Origin of the sequence: Staphylothermus marinus F1 (assembly GCF_000015945.1) — an archaeon.
Lineage (GTDB): Archaea > Thermoproteota > Thermoprotei_A > Sulfolobales > Desulfurococcaceae > Staphylothermus > Staphylothermus marinus.
On the sequence record NC_009033.1, the window covers coordinates 510,034 to 532,326 of the forward strand.

General features: G+C 34.8%; 25 protein-coding genes. 10 read left to right on the forward strand and 15 right to left on the reverse strand.

Annotated features, from left to right (window positions below; genetic code table 11):
* Nucleotide 1 precedes the first annotated feature (1 nt).
* Nucleotides 2-1,048: a deoxyhypusine synthase gene (locus tag SMAR_RS02530; protein ID WP_011838800.1), complete on the reverse strand. Its 1,047-nt coding sequence runs from the start codon at nt 1,046-1,048 to the stop codon at nt 2-4.
* Between the two features lie 613 nt (nt 1,049-1,661).
* On the opposite strand from SMAR_RS02530, the gene SMAR_RS02535 reads away from it, so the two are divergent.
* The 4 genes from SMAR_RS02535 (at nt 1,662) to SMAR_RS02550 (ending at nt 5,204) form a co-directional block, all read left to right on the forward strand.
* A complete protein-coding gene (locus SMAR_RS02535) occupies nt 1,662-2,399 on the forward strand; it encodes a hypothetical protein (protein ID WP_011838801.1) in 738 nt (245 codons plus the stop codon).
* Between the two features lie 652 nt (nt 2,400-3,051).
* On the forward strand, nt 3,052-3,999 hold the full coding sequence (locus SMAR_RS02540) for a radical SAM protein (protein WP_011838802.1): 948 nt from the start codon (nt 3,052-3,054) through the stop codon (nt 3,997-3,999).
* Between the two features lie 66 nt (nt 4,000-4,065).
* Entirely contained in the window at nt 4,066-4,614 is a 549-nt protein-coding gene (locus tag SMAR_RS02545; RefSeq protein WP_011838803.1) for a cysteine hydrolase family protein, read from the forward strand.
* Entirely contained in the window at nt 4,611-5,204 is a 594-nt protein-coding gene (locus SMAR_RS02550; protein ID WP_011838804.1) for a hypothetical protein, read from the forward strand. Before SMAR_RS02545 ends, SMAR_RS02550 begins: the two co-directional genes overlap by 4 nt.
* Here SMAR_RS02550 and SMAR_RS02555 read toward each other — a convergent pair.
* The 5 genes from SMAR_RS02555 to SMAR_RS02575 form a co-directional block, all read right to left on the reverse strand.
* On the reverse strand, nt 5,199-5,933 hold the full coding sequence (locus SMAR_RS02555; RefSeq protein WP_011838805.1) for an ABC transporter ATP-binding protein: 735 nt from the start codon (nt 5,931-5,933) through the stop codon (nt 5,199-5,201). The genes SMAR_RS02550 and SMAR_RS02555 overlap by 6 nt on opposite strands.
* Nucleotides 5,934-5,968: 35 nt before the next feature.
* Nucleotides 5,969-6,922, reverse strand: a complete 954-nt coding sequence (locus tag SMAR_RS02560; RefSeq protein WP_011838806.1) for a FecCD family ABC transporter permease — start codon at nt 6,920-6,922, stop codon at nt 5,969-5,971.
* Nucleotides 6,923-6,933: 11 nt separating this feature from the next.
* Complete coding sequence (locus SMAR_RS02565) at nt 6,934-8,094, reverse strand: ABC transporter substrate-binding protein (RefSeq protein ID WP_011838807.1); 1,161 nt, start codon at nt 8,092-8,094, stop codon at nt 6,934-6,936.
* Between the two features lie 56 nt (nt 8,095-8,150).
* Nucleotides 8,151-8,954, reverse strand: coding sequence for a diphthine synthase (gene dph5 / locus SMAR_RS02570; RefSeq protein WP_011838808.1), 804 nt, complete (start codon nt 8,952-8,954; stop codon nt 8,151-8,153).
* 85 nt (nt 8,955-9,039) lie between these two features.
* The gene (locus SMAR_RS02575) at nt 9,040-10,359 is read right to left on the reverse strand and encodes a hypothetical protein (RefSeq protein WP_244372498.1); all 1,320 of its coding nucleotides are present in this window, start codon (nt 10,357-10,359) and stop codon (nt 9,040-9,042) included.
* A 228-nt stretch (nt 10,360-10,587) separates the two neighbouring features.
* On the opposite strand from SMAR_RS02575, the gene SMAR_RS02580 reads away from it, so the two are divergent.
* Nucleotides 10,588-11,397, forward strand: coding sequence for an isopentenyl phosphate kinase (locus SMAR_RS02580; RefSeq protein WP_244372469.1), 810 nt, complete (start codon nt 10,588-10,590; stop codon nt 11,395-11,397).
* Here the strand turns inward: SMAR_RS02580 and SMAR_RS02585 are convergent, their stop codons facing one another.
* Entirely contained in the window at nt 11,398-11,826 is a 429-nt protein-coding gene (locus tag SMAR_RS02585; RefSeq protein ID WP_011838811.1) for a hypothetical protein, read from the reverse strand.
* Nucleotides 11,827-11,924: 98 nt separating this feature from the next.
* Between SMAR_RS02585 and SMAR_RS02590 the strand changes: the two genes are divergently transcribed.
* Nucleotides 11,925-12,158 (forward strand): hypothetical protein, encoded by a 234-nt coding sequence (locus tag SMAR_RS02590; protein WP_011838812.1) that lies wholly within the window; start codon nt 11,925-11,927, stop codon nt 12,156-12,158.
* A gap of 3 nt (nt 12,159-12,161) precedes the next feature.
* On the opposite strand, the gene SMAR_RS02595 is transcribed toward SMAR_RS02590, so the two are convergent.
* Nucleotides 12,162-13,292: a radical SAM protein gene (locus tag SMAR_RS02595; protein WP_011838813.1), complete on the reverse strand. Its 1,131-nt coding sequence runs from the start codon at nt 13,290-13,292 to the stop codon at nt 12,162-12,164.
* Nucleotides 13,293-13,359: 67 nt separating this feature from the next.
* Here SMAR_RS02595 and SMAR_RS02600 point away from each other — a divergent pair, with 67 nt between their 5' ends.
* Complete coding sequence (locus tag SMAR_RS02600) at nt 13,360-14,373, forward strand: glycosyltransferase (RefSeq protein ID WP_011838814.1); 1,014 nt, start codon at nt 13,360-13,362, stop codon at nt 14,371-14,373.
* 231 nt (nt 14,374-14,604) lie between these two features.
* Here the strand turns inward: SMAR_RS02600 and SMAR_RS02605 are convergent, their stop codons facing one another.
* The 4 genes from SMAR_RS02605 to SMAR_RS02620 form a co-directional block, all read right to left on the reverse strand.
* Nucleotides 14,605-15,315 carry a recombinase RecB gene (locus SMAR_RS02605; RefSeq protein WP_011838815.1) on the reverse strand — a complete coding sequence of 237 codons (711 nt, stop codon included), beginning with the start codon at nt 15,313-15,315 and terminating at the stop codon, nt 14,605-14,607.
* On the reverse strand, nt 15,316-16,749 hold the full coding sequence (gene cysS / locus SMAR_RS02610) for a cysteine--tRNA ligase (protein ID WP_011838816.1): 1,434 nt from the start codon (nt 16,747-16,749) through the stop codon (nt 15,316-15,318). It lies immediately after the preceding gene.
* Between the two features lie 127 nt (nt 16,750-16,876).
* Nucleotides 16,877-17,602: a purine-nucleoside phosphorylase gene (locus SMAR_RS02615; protein WP_011838817.1), complete on the reverse strand. Its 726-nt coding sequence runs from the start codon at nt 17,600-17,602 to the stop codon at nt 16,877-16,879.
* Nucleotides 17,599-18,228, reverse strand: a complete 630-nt coding sequence (locus tag SMAR_RS02620) for a hypothetical protein (RefSeq protein ID WP_011838818.1) — start codon at nt 18,226-18,228, stop codon at nt 17,599-17,601. The genes SMAR_RS02615 and SMAR_RS02620 overlap by 4 nt, the downstream gene beginning before the upstream one ends.
* A 164-nt stretch (nt 18,229-18,392) precedes the next feature.
* Between SMAR_RS02620 and SMAR_RS02625 the strand changes: the two genes are divergently transcribed.
* The gene (locus SMAR_RS02625; protein WP_011838819.1) at nt 18,393-18,887 is read left to right on the forward strand and encodes an adenosine-specific kinase; all 495 of its coding nucleotides are present in this window, start codon (nt 18,393-18,395) and stop codon (nt 18,885-18,887) included.
* A 19-nt stretch (nt 18,888-18,906) separates the two neighbouring features.
* Here SMAR_RS02625 and SMAR_RS02630 read toward each other — a convergent pair whose 3' ends face one another.
* On the reverse strand, nt 18,907-19,257 hold the full coding sequence (locus tag SMAR_RS02630; RefSeq protein WP_011838820.1) for a hypothetical protein: 351 nt from the start codon (nt 19,255-19,257) through the stop codon (nt 18,907-18,909).
* A gap of 31 nt (nt 19,258-19,288) precedes the next feature.
* A complete protein-coding gene (locus tag SMAR_RS02635; protein ID WP_011838821.1) occupies nt 19,289-19,594 on the reverse strand; it encodes a TRAM domain-containing protein in 306 nt (101 codons plus the stop codon).
* 132 nt (nt 19,595-19,726) lie between these two features.
* On the opposite strand from SMAR_RS02635, the gene SMAR_RS02640 reads away from it, so the two are divergent.
* Both SMAR_RS02640 and SMAR_RS02645 read left to right on the forward strand, forming a co-directional pair.
* A complete protein-coding gene (locus SMAR_RS02640) occupies nt 19,727-20,359 on the forward strand; it encodes a hypothetical protein (protein WP_011838822.1) in 633 nt (210 codons plus the stop codon).
* Nucleotides 20,319-21,023 carry an HAD-IB family phosphatase gene (locus tag SMAR_RS02645; RefSeq protein WP_244372471.1) on the forward strand — a complete coding sequence of 235 codons (705 nt, stop codon included), beginning with the start codon at nt 20,319-20,321 and terminating at the stop codon, nt 21,021-21,023. The genes SMAR_RS02640 and SMAR_RS02645 overlap by 41 nt, the downstream gene beginning before the upstream one ends.
* On the opposite strand, the gene ilvA is transcribed toward SMAR_RS02645, so the two are convergent.
* On the reverse strand, nt 21,013-22,272 hold the full coding sequence (gene ilvA / locus SMAR_RS02650; RefSeq protein ID WP_011838823.1) for a threonine ammonia-lyase: 1,260 nt from the start codon (nt 22,270-22,272) through the stop codon (nt 21,013-21,015). The two genes, SMAR_RS02645 and ilvA, sit on opposite strands and share 11 nt — an antisense overlap.
* Nucleotides 22,273-22,293 lie beyond the last annotated feature (21 nt).

Genomic DNA, 22,293 nt, shown 5'->3' on the forward strand with positions numbered 1-22,293 from the left:
ACTAATCATTTATATTTGTGAATAGCCAGCTTAGATCGGGGGGATTGATTCTTTTAATTCCTTCATCTATTAGTCCATGAACAATTAATGGTAATGCTATTGTAGCGTCTACATAGACTGTTCTTCTCTTAGCGTTGGATTTAACTTTGCCCCAGCTAATTGCTTCTTCTAGTGTTGCTCCAGATAATCCTCCCCATTGAGGAGCATCAGTAGTGATCTGAATTATGTATTCGAATCCCTTATTATAGTCTCCTATTCCTTCTTGTTCGGCTAGAAGCATCTGCATAACAGTTACGAGATTAGCATAATCTTTTGGAACTCCTCCACCAATATATATTGCTGATAATTTATTGGATCGTTGTCCAATTTCTACAATTTGCTCGAAATCCTTAACCATATCTAAAACTATACTGTGACCTCTACGCTTAGCTAATATAGAAGCTATACCGTATCCACTATCAACTATTGCTGGAGAAAACACTGGAACACCAGATCTATAAGCTGCTGATACTATACAGTCTATTCCTTTCTCATCAAGATATTTTCCAAACAAGTATAAGAACTCCATTGTAGAATATGTTTTGTTGTTATCAAGTGTTTCAATGAATTCTCTTATAAGATCCTCCATTTCCCTATACTTGAGTTCATCAGCATATACATCATAGAACCTATCAATTTTAAGCTTGAACAATACTGAGTCATCAACCATCGGTGAGCCTTTATAGTAGTAGTTCCCCATAGCTTCATATATGTCTTCAGAAATATTTGCCCCAGTAGAAATAACTACATCCACTATTCTCTCCTCAACAAGCCACTTAATAAGTTTCCACATACCAGCTGTACTCATTGATCCAGCAAGTCCTAAGAATATCGTATTATTGTTTTTCCTAATCATATTCTTCAATATCCTATAAGCTTCTCCAAGAGCTCTCCCCTGATAAGCAGTATCAGCCATTGCTTCCAATAATTCAGCTACACTCTTCTTTGAAGGCTCAATAGTCCTCAACTTCTCGCTTAGGTATATATCTCTACTATGACCTATAACCATTCATTTTCCACCAACAAAAAAGTAAAACTTAACAAGTTATAAACAAGTGTAAATTCTCATAAAATTACAGATAGATAAGAAAACTATTAGCTTGTTCTATTATATAAACCAATCTAAGCAAAGAATTAAACTGAAGAATTAATTGATCTTAATAAATACTTTCCTTAACACAGGAACTAAACCCCAACCTGTAAGAGGAAGTTTATGAAAACTCGTAATCAGATAAATCGGATAAATATGAAATTAATTACAGGTATGAACAGATAAAATCATGGAGGGATTCTAGAAAAAAGCTAGGATAAATATTTTATGGGAGAGTACTAAACTTACTCTTCTTTAGGTTTCTCTTCTTCCTTCTTTCCTTTCTTCTTGGATTTCCTTGCCTTGGCCATATGGATCCTCCCCTTTGACGGGGTTCATGAGTTATCTTAGATATCTAATAATATAAGGATGAGTAAATCTATAGGAGTTTATTGTTGATGCAGATAGTTCATTAAATGTAGTATCATATAAGCCTACTACAGTGTTAACATATTTTATCTCGGTTTACATATTTTAAAGTGTAATAGAGGTTTATTTATGGAAAATTTATAGGGAAAAGGGCTGTCAAAAATTGAATAATTCAGCACCAATAGATGAAGAAATTGAGAAGAATCCTAAGAGGAGGTTGCTAGAGCTTTTAAGGATTCTAGCTTCATTTTATTCTTTTAGAAAGCTTGAAGAAAAACTCGGTATACCAATGCAGACTTTGTGGAAATACTATATGTTAAAAACTATACCTGAAAAACAAACAGCAATAAAGATACTGCAGAAGATTAAGGATGCAGGAATACTTGATGAAATAGTTAGGGAGATTAGTTATGAAATAACTGATCCTATCTCCATCCTCAGCAATAGAGGCATACTTGAATTAGCAGCTTATAAAGCATCAGAAATTGCTAGGCAGAATAATATAACAGATATAATTTCTCTACCAGATTCTTACTCTGCTACAATAGCTTTCCTAGCATCACTATATACTAGAAACAATGTTTGCCTCGCAGACCCATCATATATTGAATCCGACAGTATATGTATGGTTTTAAAAGAAGCATATAGAGCTAGACCACTATGTATAAGTAGAAGATGTCTTTCCAGGAAAAACAAGGTCTTGCTCATAGAATCAATATATGTTCCAGGCTCAATCCAAGCAATACATACATTTCTGCAAAAGAATAGAGCACATTTAACATGTGCATATATAGTATACGGTGATCCAGTAGAAATAAAAGAAGACATAAAACAAATAGCCGAGAAACCACACGTAGAGGTATTAATAACAAAAAAACACATTCCTAGCAAAACAAAATAAGCCAATATAATGCCGTGTAGATTTATAAAATAGAGCATCAGCCCTCACACGGTTCTTCATCGCATAGGCTCAACACCGAAGTCGCTCATCATCTAATAATATTTGGTCTCCCAGAAACAATTAAATATGCTATTAATGCCTTAAATCCTCAACATAAACAACTAGCTGTAATGACGTAACGATAAGTTTTTCATAATTTTTGATTAAATTCGGGAATAACTATGATCTAATGATCCCCTCATAGACTGTTATTTCCGAATTGAACCTTTCATAGAGTTTATACTTGTATTTAGTGTTGAGCCCGCTGAGCTATCTATTGTTCTTGATTAGTGGGAGGATCCGGAATGCTTATTATGAAGCATTAGGGGAGGTTTATATGCTTATTATTGGGAAGATGAAGTTTTGTTTTCTTGGTTCTTGACCGTGTTTATGGGAACCAGGGGGTTTCCAAGAATTTATCCCCGATCATTTCTTAAATAGCCCCCTTTCCAGGAAGTGTTTTGGTTTTTATAATTGATGAAACCGGGGAGTTCTAGGGGTTTGGTTTACGAAGCAATAATATCATGTTTTGCTGTGTTTTTGGAAACAATTATTTTTGTTTATGTGGATTATGTTAGGGATAAATTCATGGCTTGGTATTGGTGAGATAGTAATGGTTGTGGAGAGTATTGTTTTTGGACCTATTCCTTCTAGGAGGCTTGGATTGAGTTTGGGTGTTAATAATGTTTATAATAAGTATTGTAGTTATAGCTGTGTGTATTGCCAGGCTGGACGGACGACTAGGCTAATTATTGATAGAAGAAGTTACTATGACCCCCATAAGCTTGTTGAGGTTGTTGTTAGAGGGGTTGAGGAGAAGAAGCCTGATGTAGTATCTTTTGTTCCAAATGGCGAACCTACTCTTGATAAAAATCTTGGATTAGAGGCTAAGTTGATTAAGGAGAGGATAAATGTTCCATTAGCAATATTTACAAATGCCTCCCTAATATATAGGGAGGATGTTGTTGAGGACTTATTATTATTTGATATCGTCTCTGTAAAAATAGATACTGTAAACGAGAAAACTTGGAGAAAACTTAACAGACCCCACCCTAAATTATCGCTTGAAAGAATTCTCGAAGGAATAATTGATTTCTCAAAGAGATACCGTGGAAAATTATTGACTGAAACAATGCTTGTCAAAAACATAAATATTAGTATTGAAGAATACGAGGGGATAGCGGATTATCTCTCAAATATAAGATTTGATAAAGCATATATTCAAGCACCCATAAGGCCTCCAGCAGAAAAATTCGTTACTATTCCCGATAAGGATGATTTCTTGATCGCATACAATATTTTCACTGAGAAACTAGGAGAGAATAGAGTAGAAATACTGAATTATCCCGAGCAACCATTATTTAAATTCTCGGAAAACCTTGTAGAAGAAGTTTTAAAAACAATAAATGTTCACCCAATAAGACTCGACTATTTAAAATACATAGCTGATAAGAAAGATGTAGACTACGAAGAAATACTAGATAAACTATTAAAGACAGGGAAAACAATGATAGTAGAATATAATGGGAAAAAATTCATTGTTCCCCGTAGAATAATATAATATAAAGGCTTATCTCTAAATAGTTATTCTTGGAAAACAATATTTTTCTCGTAGAGGTGATATCCTATGAAGCCCGCACTCATAGTTATTGATATGCTTGAAGAATTCGTTCATGGAAGACTTAAGAGTCCTGATGCTGAAAAAATTGTTCCAAACATTAGGAAACTAATAGATACTGCGAGAAACAATAATATCCCAGTAATATATGTTGCTGATAGACACTTCCCAGTAGACCACGAACTCAAACTATGGGGTGAACACGCATTAATAGGTAGTGATGAATCAAAAATAATAAGAGAACTTGAACCAACAAGTAAGGACTACGTATTATATAAGAGAAGCTATAGTGGCTTCAGAGACACAGGACTAGACATGTTATTGAGAGACCTAGGAATAGACACAGTATTCTTAACAGGAATACATACACATATATGTGTCTTACACACAGCATGGGATGCATTCTATTATGGATACAATATATACGTTGTAAAAGACGCTGTAGCAGCCTTCAGCCGAGAAGACCACGAATATGCTTTAAAATATATGGAGAAAAACTATGGCGCTAAAATAGTGGATACAAGTGAAGCTATAAAGCTTCTTGGGAGTAAGGCTTGAATAGTATAGATATGGATCAATTAGTCAGGCTAATCAATGAATTACCTGGAATAAGTGAACGGGATAAGATCAAGTATTTATCCATTATTCTATTATATTATGAGAACAAATGTGCTGGAAGAGTATTTGTACATAAAACACTGGGATACACTGAGAGAAAAACTCGTAGTAGTATTAGTAAATTAGTGGATAAAGGTTTTCTTCATAAAACAAATTATAGTGTTTGCATAAGCGAGCAAGTCTCCAAAACATTGCAAGGACTAGTAATTAATAGGTATATCTTAGGAAAACAAGTTCTTGTCTCAATAAATAGTTTCCCACAAGAGATCCTGGAAAACATAAAGTATAAGATCCTAAGATTCCGAGACTACATAGTAATTCATACAATGGATCCTTACTCCCTAGAAATCACAGGATATACTATTAGAGATAAAATAAATATTCCAGGATTACCTGAAGAACTAGCTATTAAATATAGGAAGCTGATCAAAGATCTTATTGGGAATAATTCATTGTTTATCCTATGGAATCATTATCGAAAATACATTTATGACTCAATAGCATTGTTTTCTCTATATAAGGTTCTATGATATTACTTCATATAATGGTATTAAACGAGTTTTGCCATCAACACTTATCTTAGCGATCTTGACTCCATAGATTTTTTCTAAGATAGTATAGTGTTTTAATAAGTCATCCTTATCTCCAATAAAGACAGGCGTTCCTCTATCTAGTATTATGAAATATTCACCTACATCGGTGCCGAACATGATATCATGTGTTGTTAATAAAATGTTTGAAAACCTTCTCCAATCCCTGATCCATTCTATTAAGCGAGCTTTATAGTTTAGATCCATATGGTTATCTGGTTCATCTAATAATAGATACTTCGGCTTCTTAACGAGTCCAAGACCCAGCACAACTCTTTGCAGCTCTCCGGAGCTTAGCTCGCTGAGTCTTCTATCAAGTAGATTATTTATTTGTAGCATTTTTGAAACCTCCTCCACTATTCTAAGATCCTCGTATGTCTCGAAGAAAGCTTTAGATACTGGGTACCTAGCTGTTAATAATGCTTCTTTAACGGTTAGGGATAGTATGTCTACAGCTTCTATTTGTGAAACATAAGATATTAGCTTTGAAATAGTTCTGAGAGGGTATTCACGTAGTTCTTTTCCATCAATATATATTGATCCATCATAACTTGTTATTTTAGCAATTGTTTTTAACAACGTTGTTTTTCCAGCACCATTAGGTCCCATAATACATGTTACCACGTTGTCTTTTATAGTAATATCTATGTTTTTAAGAGCAGTGATCACTCCTCCATATTTTACTGTTACATTTTCAAATCTTATTATCTTACCCCACCTCTCCTACGAGAAACTATGAGGAAGAGAAAAAATGGTGCGCCAAAAACTGATACTATTGCTCCCGCGGGAACTTCTCCTGTCACGGATACTAGGAGTATTCTAGAGATATCATCGGTTATCAATAATAGTATTGAGGCTAGTAGACCTGATAAAAACAATACGTATCGGTTATCACTGCTTTTTATCAATAACCTAGCAATATGTGGTGCTACTAATCCTAGAAAACCGATGAGTCCAAAACAGCTAACTATAAGTGAAGAAGATATTCCAGCTATTAGAATAGTTGCTAAACGATATATTCTAGGATTATATCCTAGTTGATAAGCATATTCATCACCGAGTATAAGAGCATTTAATGGCTTAGCTAGTGGGAAATAACCGGTTGCAACAAGTATGAGGGAGACAAGTATTATTGGGATATAAGAAGGAGTTGCAACAATGAATGATCCTACAAGTAAGTATAATGCGTATGGGTTAACTGTTAATATAAAGTATGATAATAGAACAGATAAGCCTGAAAATAATGAGTTGACGCCGAGACCTGCTAATACATAAGATGTTGCTCCTCCCCCAATAGATTCAGCAATAAGTACTGTGATCGCTAATGCAGTTAATCCTCCAATAATAGCTACTGAAGAATAAACTATCAGCTGAACAGATGCAAATAATAGGTAAGCTAAATAAACAGTGAAAAGAGCTCCACTACCAATACCTAGAATATAGTGGTCTACAAGCGGGTTTCTTAGACTAGCCTGTAAATATGCTCCAGCAAATCCAAGTACAAAACCAGCTGTAACAGCTTCGATCACTCTATAAAACCTATATTTTAAAACAAGATCGTTTACTGGATGATCTTCATATATGGAAAAATATATTGTTATAAATAATAGGATGAGTAAAAAAGTAGAGATTAAAACAAATTTTGTCCTAGTATACATGGCTCAATTAATCACCTTGTTTTCCTAAACAATGCGTAACCTATTAGTAAGCCTATAATGAATGCTGAGACGACCAGTATAGTTATCGTTATATAATCTGTTCCTTTCTCTCCCTCTTTATTCTCTGTAGAAGTTTGTGTAGGACTGCTTGGTGAAGATGTAGTTGGTGATTCTATACTGGTTTTGGTCGTAGTGGTAATGGTTGTTGTCGTAGTAGTTGTTGTAGTGGTTGTAGTTGTCGTTGCGTTGCCTCCAAAATGTTCATCTATAATGTTATAGATCAGTTTTGGTACATTGATTATTAAGGGGCCTGGCCTGCTTAGTGCATCGGTTATTGTTTGATTAAGCAATACTATGGGGACTCCTAGATCATATAATCCAGCGTTTTTCAGAGATTCATTATCGATCCCAGTGCTTGTAACCAGTATTATGTCTGGATTCCATTCAGCAATAGTTTCGATATTTACTGCTTTCCAACCAATTGTTTCTGCAGCATTGATTAGTCCTAGCCTGCTTAATAGGTCATCTATGAATGTTGATTTACCTGCAACCCATATTCCATTATAAATTCCTACGACAACTAATACTTTAATTGCTCCTTTCTCAGCGATTAAGTTATGGTACTTATTGATTTCTGTTTCAAGATCATTTATGAATCCTGAAATCTTATCACTTGATACATTGAATATTTGTGCAATAATACCCAAGTCAGAATATATATCCTGTATAGATTTAGCTGAGCCTCCATTGAGGTATACTACTGTGATATTATATTGTTCTAACACGTTTAGTAAGGGTTTATGCGCTCCTTTGTCAGCAAGCACTATATCCGGGTTCAACGCTAGTATTTTCTCGATGGAGACTGCACTCCACCAGTATCCTCCGACTGGTGTGATATTGTGGTTTTTAACATATTCTTCGATGTCAAAATATGGATCGGTGTATGATATGTTATCGACTCCGACAATGAATTTTTGTAATCCTAGATAGAATAATGCCTCAGTTATGCTTGGAGCTAATGATACTACTTTTTCGGGTGTTTTGTTTAAAACTACTGTTCTATCTAGAGCATCTGTTACTATAATGCTGGAGATGCTGGGTTTTATTGCTCCAGTATAAGCTGGGTAAAGTAGTATTGCCAGTAATAGTAAGTATACGATTAGCTTCTTCATATTGGACACCATGTCCAATTTATCTCAATAATATAAGTTATCTGGAAATTAAAAGTTTATGGATAAGTCTTTGAAACACTGTATCTTCGATAAATATGTTCGGGCAATCCACAAACATAGTGTAGATTATCAAGCTCGATGGGATGGGGCTTAGCAACGATTATTATAGAGTGGGGAGGCGGGGGGTAAGTATAGTTTTTCAAATCAGCTAATCGATCAGCAACTATTTTCTCCATAGACGATCCTAGTTGTGCTAAGCCCACTCCTATAATATTTTCTAAAACCCCTCTTTCATCCAGATCAATAAGTATATCGACTGCTTCGGGAATAGTCATAGCCTTGTTTTCTTCAATCTTTAAGTCTAGGAGAAGAAGAGTATGCAGGTTTCTATCTAGATTATCATATATTGTTTCAATAGTAGAATATGGTTTAAAATATTCAGGATAAACCAGAGTCACTGTTTTACCAAATTTATAGGCTTGAAGACCTGTTCTTGAAGGAGCTAATGAATAAATAGATAAACCATTAATAACCTTTACCTTTATCCCTCTTCTTAATGCTTCAACCCTTATGGCGTCGTGAGTAGTAGCTATGAAGGGATCTCCTGGAACAAGAATAGCGATATTTTTCTTAGATGCTTCTTCAACGATAAAATGTATGTTTTTCCCCTCGAGAAACTCTCTTTTAGCCATCACAAATTCTTTTTCTTCACCCACTAGACTAACTAGTTTGTCAAGCGAGAAATCCGGCACAATATTAGTATATGTATCAACATATATTTTCTCCACATCTCTCAACGCATCAATTGCTTCTAGAGTTAAATGTTTTATTGATAAACCTAAGCCTATGAAGTAGAGCATTTTATAATCACTCTTTAATAATTATGTAGATAAATATATTTAGATCCGAGTTTCATAATTAATCATTAATGCTAGAAAAATTTTCTCATGGATAATACTTGTATATTTTGTAGAGAGTATAGGCTAAGTACCAGTTGTATAGTAGTGTAAATATTGTGGCTGATATACCCATTCCACGATATAAGGCTTCGAAGAAATTGTAGAAGTACACTCTCATATAATCTATGAATGAGAATACAAATGTTGTTCTATCAATAGATCTCTCTATAGCCCATAATGCGGAATAATATGATAAATCCTCAATTATTAATACCGAACCATAAACAACTGCTGCTGCAAATAACGTTACAAAAGGATATAGTATTCCCTCGATCCACGATATAGCAATATATAAAAATCTTGATCCATCGAGCATGCTATTCTTGCTGTTAATTATTATTGCTAATAATGGTAAAGCCCATGTTAAATAACCTAAATTATTAACTTTATTGACGATTAACGTCATCAATATATATATCACAAAGTACTTGTAGATGATTGATTCATCAAATCTATCAATCTTTATAATTTTAACAAAATAGAATACCAAAGCAACCACATATATTGGAAGCCATGTGACAGTTATCCAAGAAGGCAACCTGGTATAATCATAGTTGTACAGGTATAATGGTATAGCCCATAAACTAAGCTCTTGAGGATACCTTTGAGAATGATATATGAGGACTTTATAGATGAAAGCATAAGGATCCACAACAAAGAATGGTAGAATAACTATAGATGCTACAGCTATTCCTGTAACAACATATTTTTTCAAGTCTGTAAATCGTTTCTCTTTATAGTAGATTATCAAAGGTATTAATGCCAAGAATATCAGTATTTGTTTATAAAGAATAGCTAATGCAAGGTAAACTGCTACTTTAACAGGGTTTCTACTAGGTTTAGCAAGCTCATATGCAGCTAAGAGTATGAAGAGTGCTGGTAAGAGATCAAATTGATAAACCAATATTACAAGGTAGGGAACAGCGTTGGCTAACCAATAATAAGCTGTTTTTAAACCATGCTTATTTCTTAAAAAGATAAAGATCAAGTTAAAAGCTATGATTAATGGTAATTTATCAATCAATCTTATAATCGGAAGAGACGTGGTAATAGATGTTGCTAGGAGATGTGGTAATACAAAAGTTAATACTGCAATAGGCGGGTAAGCAACTTTTCTAGCATATTTATATACAAATAATATTCCATGATCCCTGACTACATCTGCCCATTCAAGAAAATATCTAACATCATAGTAGTTCCACGAAAAAATTGCTGTTGACAATAAAAGAATATTTATGAGTAATAGAAGCAACAATCCGTTCTGATAGGTTAATACTTTCCTGATCTTTTCAGCTATTTCGGACACCAAAATCAACTACCCTAAAGTACTTTTATTCTTCAGCATACACGTTACTCATCACATATTAATGTGCTAAATTATTCTTCTAATCCTTATTTTTCCGGTTATAAATGAAAAAGGTTTCCTCGGCTATGGATATGTAGCATGATTATTGTTGTAATATAATCATTAATTTATTTATTGCCTCATTATATTGTATTAGTTTATAAGTAAAATTATCATGAAATAACTTAGGTGTTATACTTGAATACTAGCAGTGATCATGACAATATTGTTTTTGTCAAATTGGGTGGGAGCTTTATTACATATAAAGATAAGCCTTATAGCATAAACTATGTTGCTCTAAAGAAAACTGTTGATATTCTGAGTAGTGTTTATGGAAAAACCAGTATATTGCTTGGAAACGGTGGCGGAAGCTTCGCTCATTTCGTCGTTGAAAAATATAAGATGTATGATAAGAAGATTTTACTAGTTAATTGTCATAGAGTTACTCGATTATTAAATTCTATAATAGTTGACTACTTATTAGATCATGGATTGCTTGTTTCAACCATGCAGACTTCAGCAATAATATATGGAGGTGTAAAAGGTTTTGAATCATTTATTAAACCGTTAAAGTATTTGTTACGTAATAATATTATTCCAAGCATTTATGGTGAGTGTATTATTGACGAGAATGAAGTTGTTAGGATAATGTCGACTGAAGAGGTTTTCTCCATTCTTGCTAAATATATAAATGTTTCTAGAATAGTCTTGTTAACTGATGTTGAAGGAGTATATACTTGTGATCCTAAAAAATGTGATGATGCAGAATTAATACCTAGAATAGACAAGAGTAATATAGATACTGTTCTTTCAAGACTTAATGAGACAATGTATATGGATGAAACGGGAAGTATTTATGGAAAGGTAAAATATATGGCTGATCTCTCAGAAAATTTAGAGATACCGGTATTTATTGTATCGGGATTTGATGTCGAGAATGCTGTAAATGCTATATTGTATGGTAAAGTATCGAGGGGTACAGTGATAGATATGAGCTAATTATACTAGGTAAACAATTAGTTTATTATCGGTTTCCTCAAAATATGTTTCTCTCTTCCTAGACAATGCTATTCCTACCTCATCACTAGTGATAATAACGTATTCATACAAGGTGTATCCAGGAGTGATTATTGTATAGTATATATCATATTTTGTTGTAGTATATACTATTTGATAATCCCCTATTAGAACAGGTTTCTTTGCAGGTGTTATCTGTGGTGGAGTTGCGTATGGATTAATTTTTTCCTTTAAATATACGTAGATGTATTTTCTTTTATTATCTTCTCCAATCCTATACCCCCTATAGTTATCAATGATAATCGTCCTAGGTCTTAGTTCCAAGGAGAAATTAGACGAATAAATAATTAATGTGTCTTCGTGTAGCTCCGTATATAACGAGCCATTTCCCCATTTGATCCTTAGCTTCAAATATTTGTTCACCAACATATTATTTATAACAATAAGGTTTTAATAGCCAATTAGGATTTAAAGGATTTAACTAGTTGAGAATATAGAGGCTGATAGCGATGCCTAAGACACCAAGTATAATACTTAGAGAGGAGCTGGCTAAGAGACAGCTAGAACTACTAGATATTTATCATGGAAAAGAAAAAGACATTATAAGAGTGAAGGATAAGATGACTGGAAAAGTATTTTTATATGAAACTAAGACTTTTGTACGTGATATGGATAAGGATAGAATTATTGAGTTAGCTAATAGTATACAAGAGAAATTAAAAGAGCTTGTTTCTAAGAAATAATCTTCACCTATTAGATCCAAGTATTCTCACACAGTATCCAAACCTACATTTCACATATTCTGAAAATAATGCTTTACTAATATGGTCTCCTTCAAGAAGCATTTTTAGAAAATATTTTTCCCTAATAATTTTTCTAAGAACAACATTGTTTTCTTCAGCCATCTTTTTCAATTCATCCATCCTTATCTGAGGAGGCTCTAATCCTGGGACCACTATATTATGATATATCATTTTCCAACATATGCGTCCATGTGTATAAATATTAGCCATACAAGCTTCTGGGAAGGCTATTAATCCTATTTTTCTAGCATATCTGATTATTTCTTCTTTGAGGTCTCTAGTACTTATTGGAACCTGCTCCCTACCACGTGGTTTTCTAGGGAGCCTACGAATTATTTCTCCTATATCTAGCCCTGCTTTTCTCAATCTATCTAGGATCCTGTTTGTAACCCTTAATGATCCCACAACGACTCCTACTGCTCCACTATCCCTAGCTTTCTCCAAGATCTCCACATATTCTTCCTCTATAATTCCTGGTATGATTGGTCTAAGGAATAATATCGGTTTTAATCCCGTGCTTCTAAGATTTTTTATTGTCTCAAATCTTTTCTCGGGAGGTGGAGCTAGTGGTTCTAGTTTATCCTTGTATTTAATAGTTATTATTGTTATTAGTGGAGATATGCCCGGGTCTAATTGTTTTAATCTATATGCATCTCTTCTGGTTAGATACATTTTTGTTGAGAATTGTATTGGGTTTTTCAGATAGGTTGCAATAGCTTCTATGTACTCGAAGGTTTTTTCACGAGTTACTCCGAGGAATGGTTCGGTTACTGATCCTATTGCTATTAGTGTCCCATATTCTCCTGGTACAAAGTATGGGTTATACAGTAATGCATATACTAGTTGTAAACCTGTTAATGGATATGGTTTAACTATCCAATTAAACCCCATGTCTTCTATATAGCAATAAGTGCATCTAAGACTGCATCCTATGCCTGTATGTATAGTCATTCCACATGGTCTAGGTTTTCTCCTAGCATGGTGATCTCTTATAGCTTCATGTATTTCTTTAGATGTAAGCTTTGAAGCAATGGTTTTTCTCAATTGATTTTTTAGTTGAAGTATGTTTACCAATTCCGCTCCCGGAAAAATATTATCTTTAAACCATATTATTCTATACTTAGCATAGATGGGTGCTAACATGGCTGATAGGAACGTATTATTTTTATCTAGAGAATGTAGTTTTATAGATGATTTCATCTATGATAAGCTTGTAAAGGAGAATTTTAACGTCGAATTCGTTGATCTCACAAGTATTTATGAACACATTAAGGGCGTTGAACTAGTTAAGCGTTTTAAAATATTTTTTAAACTATTTCTAGAAATAGTTAAGCGAGCCGATAATCATGGTTTCATTATATGTTCTCCGGTTGATTCTTGGTTTCTGTCCCTAGTTTTCAGCCTAGTCATTTCTACGCCGAGGAAAGCAGTAATTATAATACCTCCGAGTCCGAAGCATATATTTGGTTTTATAAGGTTGTTTAAACTATATTTGTTCAGATTTTCCCTTTTCCTACTAAGATTATTTGGAGTAAATACTTTATTGGTATTCACTACACCCTACGAGAAAGAATATCTGGAGACTATTGTTAGGAGCCGTAATTATGTATATATACCGCTGATAGAGCCTCGCGTATCTAAGGTTAGAGAACTTATTTATAGTGATAAACCATTGATGATTATTTCCTATGATGACTGGATAAATAATCAAGTATTCTATAATGCTTTAGAAATATTTAGAGAACTTGGCTTACAGGCTAGATACATTATAATTAGTTCTAAACCAATTGTTCATGAATGTAGGGGAAACTATAATGTTATATGTATATATAGCGACGATGTCTCCGAGATCATAAAACGTTCTACAATAGTTATTGTAAAGAATGCTAGTCCAGAATCAAATAGAATACTTGTAGAAGCAATAATGAATGGTAGACCAGTTATTTCCTCGAAGGAAATAGGTATGGCTCACATATATAGTGATACTGAGCTCATAGTATTTCTCAATAAATGGACCTTGGAGGCATTTACGGATACAGTACTAAGAATTCTGAATAGAATAGATTACTTCAAGAAAGCAAGTTTGAAGAATATACCCACACCTCTGAAAAGTGATTATGGCATATATGTCCTAATAGACTTTCTAAAGAATTAATGGCTCGGAGAAAAAGTGTTCAGTCATCGTCCGATCCTAGCCTGGCCACCTAGGATCGGCTCAATGCTCTTCCGGCGCGCTCCTCACAGCCAATAATACACTTAATAATTAACCACTATATAATCTGTTTCTAAAATTAAATTGTGAGATAGAGAAATGTATCTGTGGCTGGAGCAATAGCTAAATGATCCACTATGTTACACCTATTTTTATTACTAGAAGATTTTATTGTTAGTTTTTCATTGTTTTTAATGAGCTGTTTATTTGATCTAATATGAGGTTTATTTTGTTTATTATTCTTCTTATGTTTTCTCGGAGAACAAGTAGTTGTGCTTCTAAGCGTAGGTATTGATAGTTCTTATGTTTATAGCTTAGTACTCCTTTTTTCTGTAGTCTCCTTATTTTTCTTGCTACATCATTTATTGTAGTGTTATGTTTATCTGCTAGTTCCTTTATTGTTTTAGTTGTAGCAATTTCTTCTAGGAAATCATATTCTTCAGGACTTAGTTTTTTCTCTGTCAATAATATGTCTAGTAGTTCTTGTATAATATTGTTTATTGATGCTTTTACAAGTGTCTCTAGTTCTTCTGCTTCTACCAAGTAATAGTCTTTGAGTTGGTAAACCTTGATTCCAAGCTTATCTGCTAAAGCTGCTGCTGAATCATCTGCGAATCCCTTAGCTACTATGAGGGGCTTATACCCTACTAGCTGTGCGTTAACATAGGCTTGTCTTATACCGTTTACATCTATTGTTCCAGCCTTGATTTCTACAGCGTATTTCTCGCCTTTTTCATCCTCAACTATAGCATCGATCTCTGATACTTCTACACCTTCTATTTTTACCTTGACGTGTTTATCTATAATCTTAAATCCTTGTTGCTCTAGGAACTGGAGCGCTATTTCTTCGCTACTTCTCCATTTACGTTTAGCTGATAAACTCAATTATTTTCTCCTCATCCACGTTGTTTCCTTTCCTCGATCCATAAGTATTATTCCATGTTTTCCTAGCTCACTTCTTATACGGTCAGCTAGATCATATAGTTTTCTTTCACGAAGCTCCCTTCTAATATCTACAACTATATTGATCACATTATCTAGGAGGGTTTCTAGTTCTTCAGGTGTTTCAACCAAATATTTATCTAGAACTCCCAGTACTGTATTGAACTCCCTTAATAATTTGTAGGCGGTTAATACTAACATGTATTTAGGATTATATTGTATCTCCTTAAACACTAGAGTCATAAACTCGCTTATCACAGCTAGTGCTTGCGGTGTGTTGAAATCATTCGATAAAGCTTCGTGAAATCTTGATCTAATCTCTAATAGTTTCTCGAGAATCTTTAAGTCTTCATCATTCATCCTATGGAGACTTACTGCTTCTCTACTCAGCTTCTTAATAGTATTAGTGACTGATACAAGTCTCTCATAGTATTTCTGTGCCTGTCTTATTGATTCCTCAGTAAACACTAGTGGTCTCCTATAATGACTTGTTAAATACCATAATCTCAGTGTTTCAGGACCCCACTCCTTGAATGCTTCCCTTAATGGTATAATGTTTCCCAAGCTCTTACTCATCTTCTCACTACCCATCATAACCATTCCAGTGTGAACCCAGTACTTCACCCAAGGCTTCACACCAAATGCTGCTTCACTTTGTGCTCTCTCATTCTCATGGTGTGGAAATATGAGATCAGTTCCTCCACCATGAATATCGAATTGTCTGCCTAAATACCTAGAACTCATAACGCTACATTCAATATGCCATCCCGGCCTCCCCTTACCCCATGGAGCATCCCAATGTGGTTCTCCGGGCTTCCATGCTTTCCATAATGCGAAATCGTATGGTTTCTTTTTCTCACTAATAAATTCCTTTTCCTGGCTCCACAACTCCTTATTGGTTCTCCCAGATAATTCTCCATATTCAGGATACTTATCTACTTCAAAATAGACACTCCCGCTTGGAGCAACATATGCGTATCCTTTATCTATTAGTATTTGGATGAACTCAATGATTTCTTTAATGTGCTCTGTTACTCGGGGATGAAGATCTACCTTCACATTTAGTTTCCCGAGGCTTTCAAGATAATCTCTCGTATATGTTTCAGCTATTTCTCTCCAGTCACGTTTTTCTTGATGCGCTCTATTAATGATCTTGTCATCTATATCAGTAATATTCATCACATGAAGAACATGGTATCCTCTAAGAGCAAGGTATCTCTTCAACGCATCATATACAACATATACTCTTCCATGACCTATATGGTTATAATCATATACTGTTGGTCCACAAACATACATTTTAACAAATCCGGGAGATACCGGTTTAAATTCCTCGATCTTCCTGGTAAGCGTATTATATATTTTGATCCCATACAATAGAAGCACCCAAAAACACTCTTATTACCCTATTGATAATTTTATGAAGCCGTAACTCCTTTTTAATGCTTAGGTATTCTCTAAGACGTTCTCGCTAGAAAATGGAAAACAAAAATGTTTATTTCCATTAAAGGCTTCTATATGCTTCCAGAACAGCTTTTGCTGCTATATTTATTTTTTCTTTGAGCTCTTCGCTTGTAGCGAATTCTTCTTTTTCCGATAATAAATTATCGCTTATTACTAGTACAGCAGCTGTTCTCCAATTACGCATCCATCCAAGTGCGAAAAGTATTGCTGCCTCCATCTCGACAGCTATAACTCCTCTACTATTCCATTTCTTGGCAAATCCTGGGTCTTCAGCGTAGAAGGCATCACTGCTAAATACTGGTCCAGCATAGAATCTAGTACCTGTTTCCCCCAGCTTCTCCATGATCTTAGTAGTTAATACTGGGTCTGGAGAAGTCGGTGCGCATGCTTCAGGCATGTATTGTCCTAGACCGCATCCGCCTCTCGTATATGCTGCTCCAGTAGCTACTACTATATCTCCTATCTCTAAATCCTCTCTCATACCCCCTGCTGTTCCAAGCCTCGTAATTTTTCTGGCTCCAAGCATTCCTAGTTCTTCGAATACTATGGCTGCTGAGGGACAGCCCATTCCATGTGTTGCAATAGTCACCCGGATATCCTTGTAGTTACCGGTTATAACAAGTAATCCTCGATGCTCATTAACAACTTTGTAATCATCTAATAATTCTGCAAGAATCTTTACCCTCCCAGGATCACCTACTGCTATAACGTTTTCAGCTATTTCTCCAGGTTTAGCTTTTATGTGGGGAAGAGTTTTCTCACTCATTTCTTACGCCTACTTCTTCTTTTCCTTGTTTTCCTTGATTTTTTAGTTGTCTTACTTGTTTTTGTAGATTTCTTAGCTGGTGTTTTCGATGTATGTTTTCTTTTTCTACGCTTCTTTTTCTTAGTCTTCTTTTCTCTACTAGATTTTCTCTGAGGAATATGTAGTTCGTCGGATAGAACTATTCTAGGCCCGTCAATTGTTTTCAGAATTATCAAGTCATAATCTATGTTCTTATTTATAATACTCCCTTCGTACACCCATGTATTTGGTTCAGGCTTAATTTTATGAATAATCTCCACATGATCATCGACTTTCTTTCCGAACTCGACCGATAAGAGCAGAGAAGGTTTAGGAGATAATACCGTCTCTACTCCCTCAACCATTCCTTCTCCAACAATAGTTCTTAGCCCGGGAGCTTCCACCTCGGAGAAAACATATGCATTATCTTGGAGATTCATTATAACCATATTATTAGCCATAGCCATCATTCTATCAAGTATGTTTTTCGAGCTTCTAATACGGTGTTTCTCCCAAGACTTCTCCTCTTCATTGAAAACAATTATCTCTACTTTATCATCCCCAATCCTAACTGGCCTTAGAATCTTTGTTTTCACTAGAACATCCATGAAGATCAACCATTTTCATGTTAGGATACAGTTTAATTGTTTATGAGTATTACCTCTAAAACTTAACGGTTATAATCAAAGATCCTATGAAACAAGCATTCATAATTTATTTTCGAGATACTTATTTATGAATTCTAATTGTAAAATAATTTATGGGTGTGACTATGAACTCGAATATTAAAATTCATGTTCTCAATATTCCGGTTCCTGAGGGTACAAACATAATCATCGGTAGAAGTCATTTTATTAAGACAGTAGAGGATATATATGAAGCTCTCGTAACAAGTGTTCCCGGAATAAAGTTTGGTTTAGCATTTATTGAGGCAAGCGGTAAGAGATTGATTAGGTGGGAAGCTAATGATGAGGATTTAAAGAAACATGCTATTGATGCCGCTTTAAAGATTGGTGCCGGCCACGTATTTGTATTGTATATTAAGAATGCTTGGCCAATAAATATATTGAATACGTTGAAACATGTCCAAGAAGTTGTCAATATATATGTAGCTACAGCTAATCCTGTCCAGGTAATTGTTGCGGAGACTGATCAGGGAAGAGCTGTTATTGGAGTAGTGGATGGATACACTCCTCTAGGAGTAGAGGGAGACGATGATCGTAGGGAGAGACATGAATTCTTAAGAAAGATTGGTTATAAAAAATAAATAGTATACGGATGGAATTTTATTTTTCTCTACTTTTTAATTTATTGATACATTTCATGAATTCTTCCTTCGCTAACCTAATAGTAGTTACTGTATCGTTTGGACTCAGTATTTCTAATAAGTATCCCTTACTCTCATTTCTCTCCTTTATCAACGAGTAGATATACTTGTTGCTAAACTTCACTACAACTATATAGCATTCCGCTTCTTCGCTTTCATCTTCATAGAGATTCTCGTATCTGTATTTACTACGGATATAATCTAATAATCGCCAGCTATCTCTTCCCTTGATGGGTTCGCCTATAAATAACTGGTTCGCCTTTTCGGGGCCGAGAAATCTTAGGAGGTCAAGAATAACGTTGTTTTCCAAAACAATCACACATTAAACATTAAATGCTCCATTAATATTCTGTATCAGCCTCGCTGAGCGTTTCAACTATTTGTGCATATACTGTGTCGCCAACTACTTTTATTGCTTTAACCTTAACTCTTGATCCTAGACTCGCGTTGTATACTATGATCCTTTTACCTCTATAATTAGCTATTCCCCTTCCCTTCTCATCGACATCATTTATAGAAACAGTAAATGTTTCACCTACCCTAACTGATTCCTCTTTTGGCGTTTGTATCCTAGGATAGACGCTGAAGCGTTGAACCTCGCTTGTATATGGATTCCATTTATGTTTTCTTGCTTTATGCCTAGCCACGAACTCATCCCTTTCTATACAGCACATTCTACTAATTAATAGGTTACAGTTATTATAACATGTGAATGCCTTATAATATTTTCCCTATATAGAAATTAATTAGATTAAAGACTAATCGGGAGAGGATAAGATATGGTGCGGTATCCTGATTTTCTCAGACATATAGTTAATACAAAACTATCTGAATTAACCCGTAAATATAGAGAACTTACCGGGCACATAGATGAGATAAGAAAGGAGATCTCCAAGGCTGAGTCAAAGTATGGATTCAGCAGTTTTGGGGGGAATCCTGAGAATCTTGCAAATTATCTTTTAAGCGACGATTTCAACTTGATAATCAGCAGTTTTAAAGCAGCTAATTCTCTAAAAGCTCTCGAGGAGATCCTGGTTGAAGCTAAGAAGGCATATAGTGAGCTTCCAAATGTGGTTAAAGCAATAGATATGGTTCTAGAAAAATTAAGGGCAAGCGAAAAAGGAGCAACAATGGTATCTCATGCTAGTCTAAAAGATCTCGCTTCGAAAATTGGAAATATTCTTAAAGAATTGCGAATTAAAGCCGAGGTCAAGATTAGAGATAACGACATAGTTCTAAGCATACCCGATAAGGGATCAATCGTGATTAAACCATATGAGGCAAGCTTAGAAACTATAATTAGCATAACCATTAAGACCAAGCCTGAAAAATTAGAAGAATTGCTCAAAAAAGCATCTGAAATACTGAATCTTGAAGAATCGATCGGGGTGGCTGAGAATAAAGAAAAATAACTATTTTGGATTAGTAGTTTTTGATTGCGACGGTGTATTAACTAATCATCATAGTAGTTGGGCTTTACTACATGAGTATTTTGGCAGTAAAGATAATAGATACTTCGCAGAACTATATAGGAGAGATTTGATAAGCTATCTAGACTGGATGAAAATAGATATAGCATTAATGATCCATAGCTACGGTAAACCTATACATAGAAGAGAAGTTGTAGAAGCACTTAGCCGAATAAAAATAGTGCCGCAAGCTAAGCAAGTCTTTCAAAAACTCAAAAATATGGGTTTTACAATTGGTGTTGTTAGTAGTGGTGTAGATATTCTTGTTAAACGAGCATGTAAAGAGCTGGGCAGTGATTTCTGTTTATATAATGAATTATTATTCGTAGATGATGAACTAATACCTGGTGGAAAACCAAACGTTCCACTAAAAGAAAAACCTAGAATAATTAAGCAATTAGCAGAACAATATGGTTTAACAATGGATCTTGTGACATATATTGGTGATAGTGTATGGGATATTCCAGTCTTCAAAGAAGTTGGATTATCAATTGCTATCGAACCATGCGGTAATGCTTGTAGTGAAGCTGATTATTCTGTTAAAAACCTACTAGATACATTGAAGATTATCGAGAATTACTATAAGAAAAAATCTTCTAACCTTTAACTCTGAACCTGTACCCGATCCTCTCTAGTTCTACTAGAGCAAGTTCTACATCTTCGGATGTTTTAGCTTCAAATACTATTTCGAGTTTTGCTTTTGATGGTAGAAGCCTTGGATCCCATCTATCATGCCTTATATCAATAATGTTAAGATTATGCTTGGCTAATACACTTATCACTTTACCTAGCTCTCCAGGTTTATCCCATAATTCACCAATAATTGATAATAGTCTTTTATCTTTGGCTAGTTCATGCATTATTATTCTCGAGAGAAGAGCTGGATCAATGTTTCCACCGCTAATAACTGCAACGACAGGCCCCCGTATAGGTGAGTATCGATGAGATAATAGAGCCGCTATTGGGAGTGCTCCTGCTCCCTCAGCCACTATTTTAGCTCTTTCAAGCAAGAAATTTATCGCATAAGATATGTCTTCTTCATCAACAACCACTATGTCATCAACTAGTTCCCTAACAATTCTACTGGTTAGATCACCTGGTTTCTTAACCATTACTCCATCAGCAATACTCGGCTTAGGCCTATATCCCTCAATTCTGCCCTGAATTAGGTGAAGCATTGCCGACGCATTAGCTGGTTGTACGCCTATAATCTTAGTATTAGGGCTTCTCTTCTTCACTGCCACCGCTATACCTGATATTAATCCACCGCCTCCAATTGGAACTAATACTACTACAGGCTTCTTTAGCTCATCTATTATTTCATGACCAATTGTTGCTTGACCAGCTATAATATAGGGATCATCGTATGGATGAATAAATACGTAGCCTTTCTCCCTACTTATCTCTATAGCTTTCTCATATGCTTCATCATATATTTCGCCGTGTAAAACTACTTCTGCACCATAACTCTTAGTAGCATTAATTTTTGTAGAAGAAGCTGTTTTAGGCATAACAATAATTGCCGGTATACCAAATACTTTAGCAGCATAAGCTACTCCTTGTGCATGGTTCCCGCTACTCGCAGCAACTACTCCGGGAAGTTTTTCCCCTCTGCTCTCATATTCCTTGATCAACATATATATTTTGAAAGTTGCACCTCTAACCTTGAAGCTTCCTGTTTTCTGCATGTTCTCAAGTTTTAGATATGTATCACAACCTACAATATTGGATATAGTATAATTGTATACTAGAGGCGTTTTATGTATGAATTCCTGTATGACTTCACTGGCTTCTAAGCTTAACTTATAAATATTTTCTATATCTGAGGAGAAGGATTCTCCAGGTGTAATAATCATCACCCAATCAGTTAATTTACA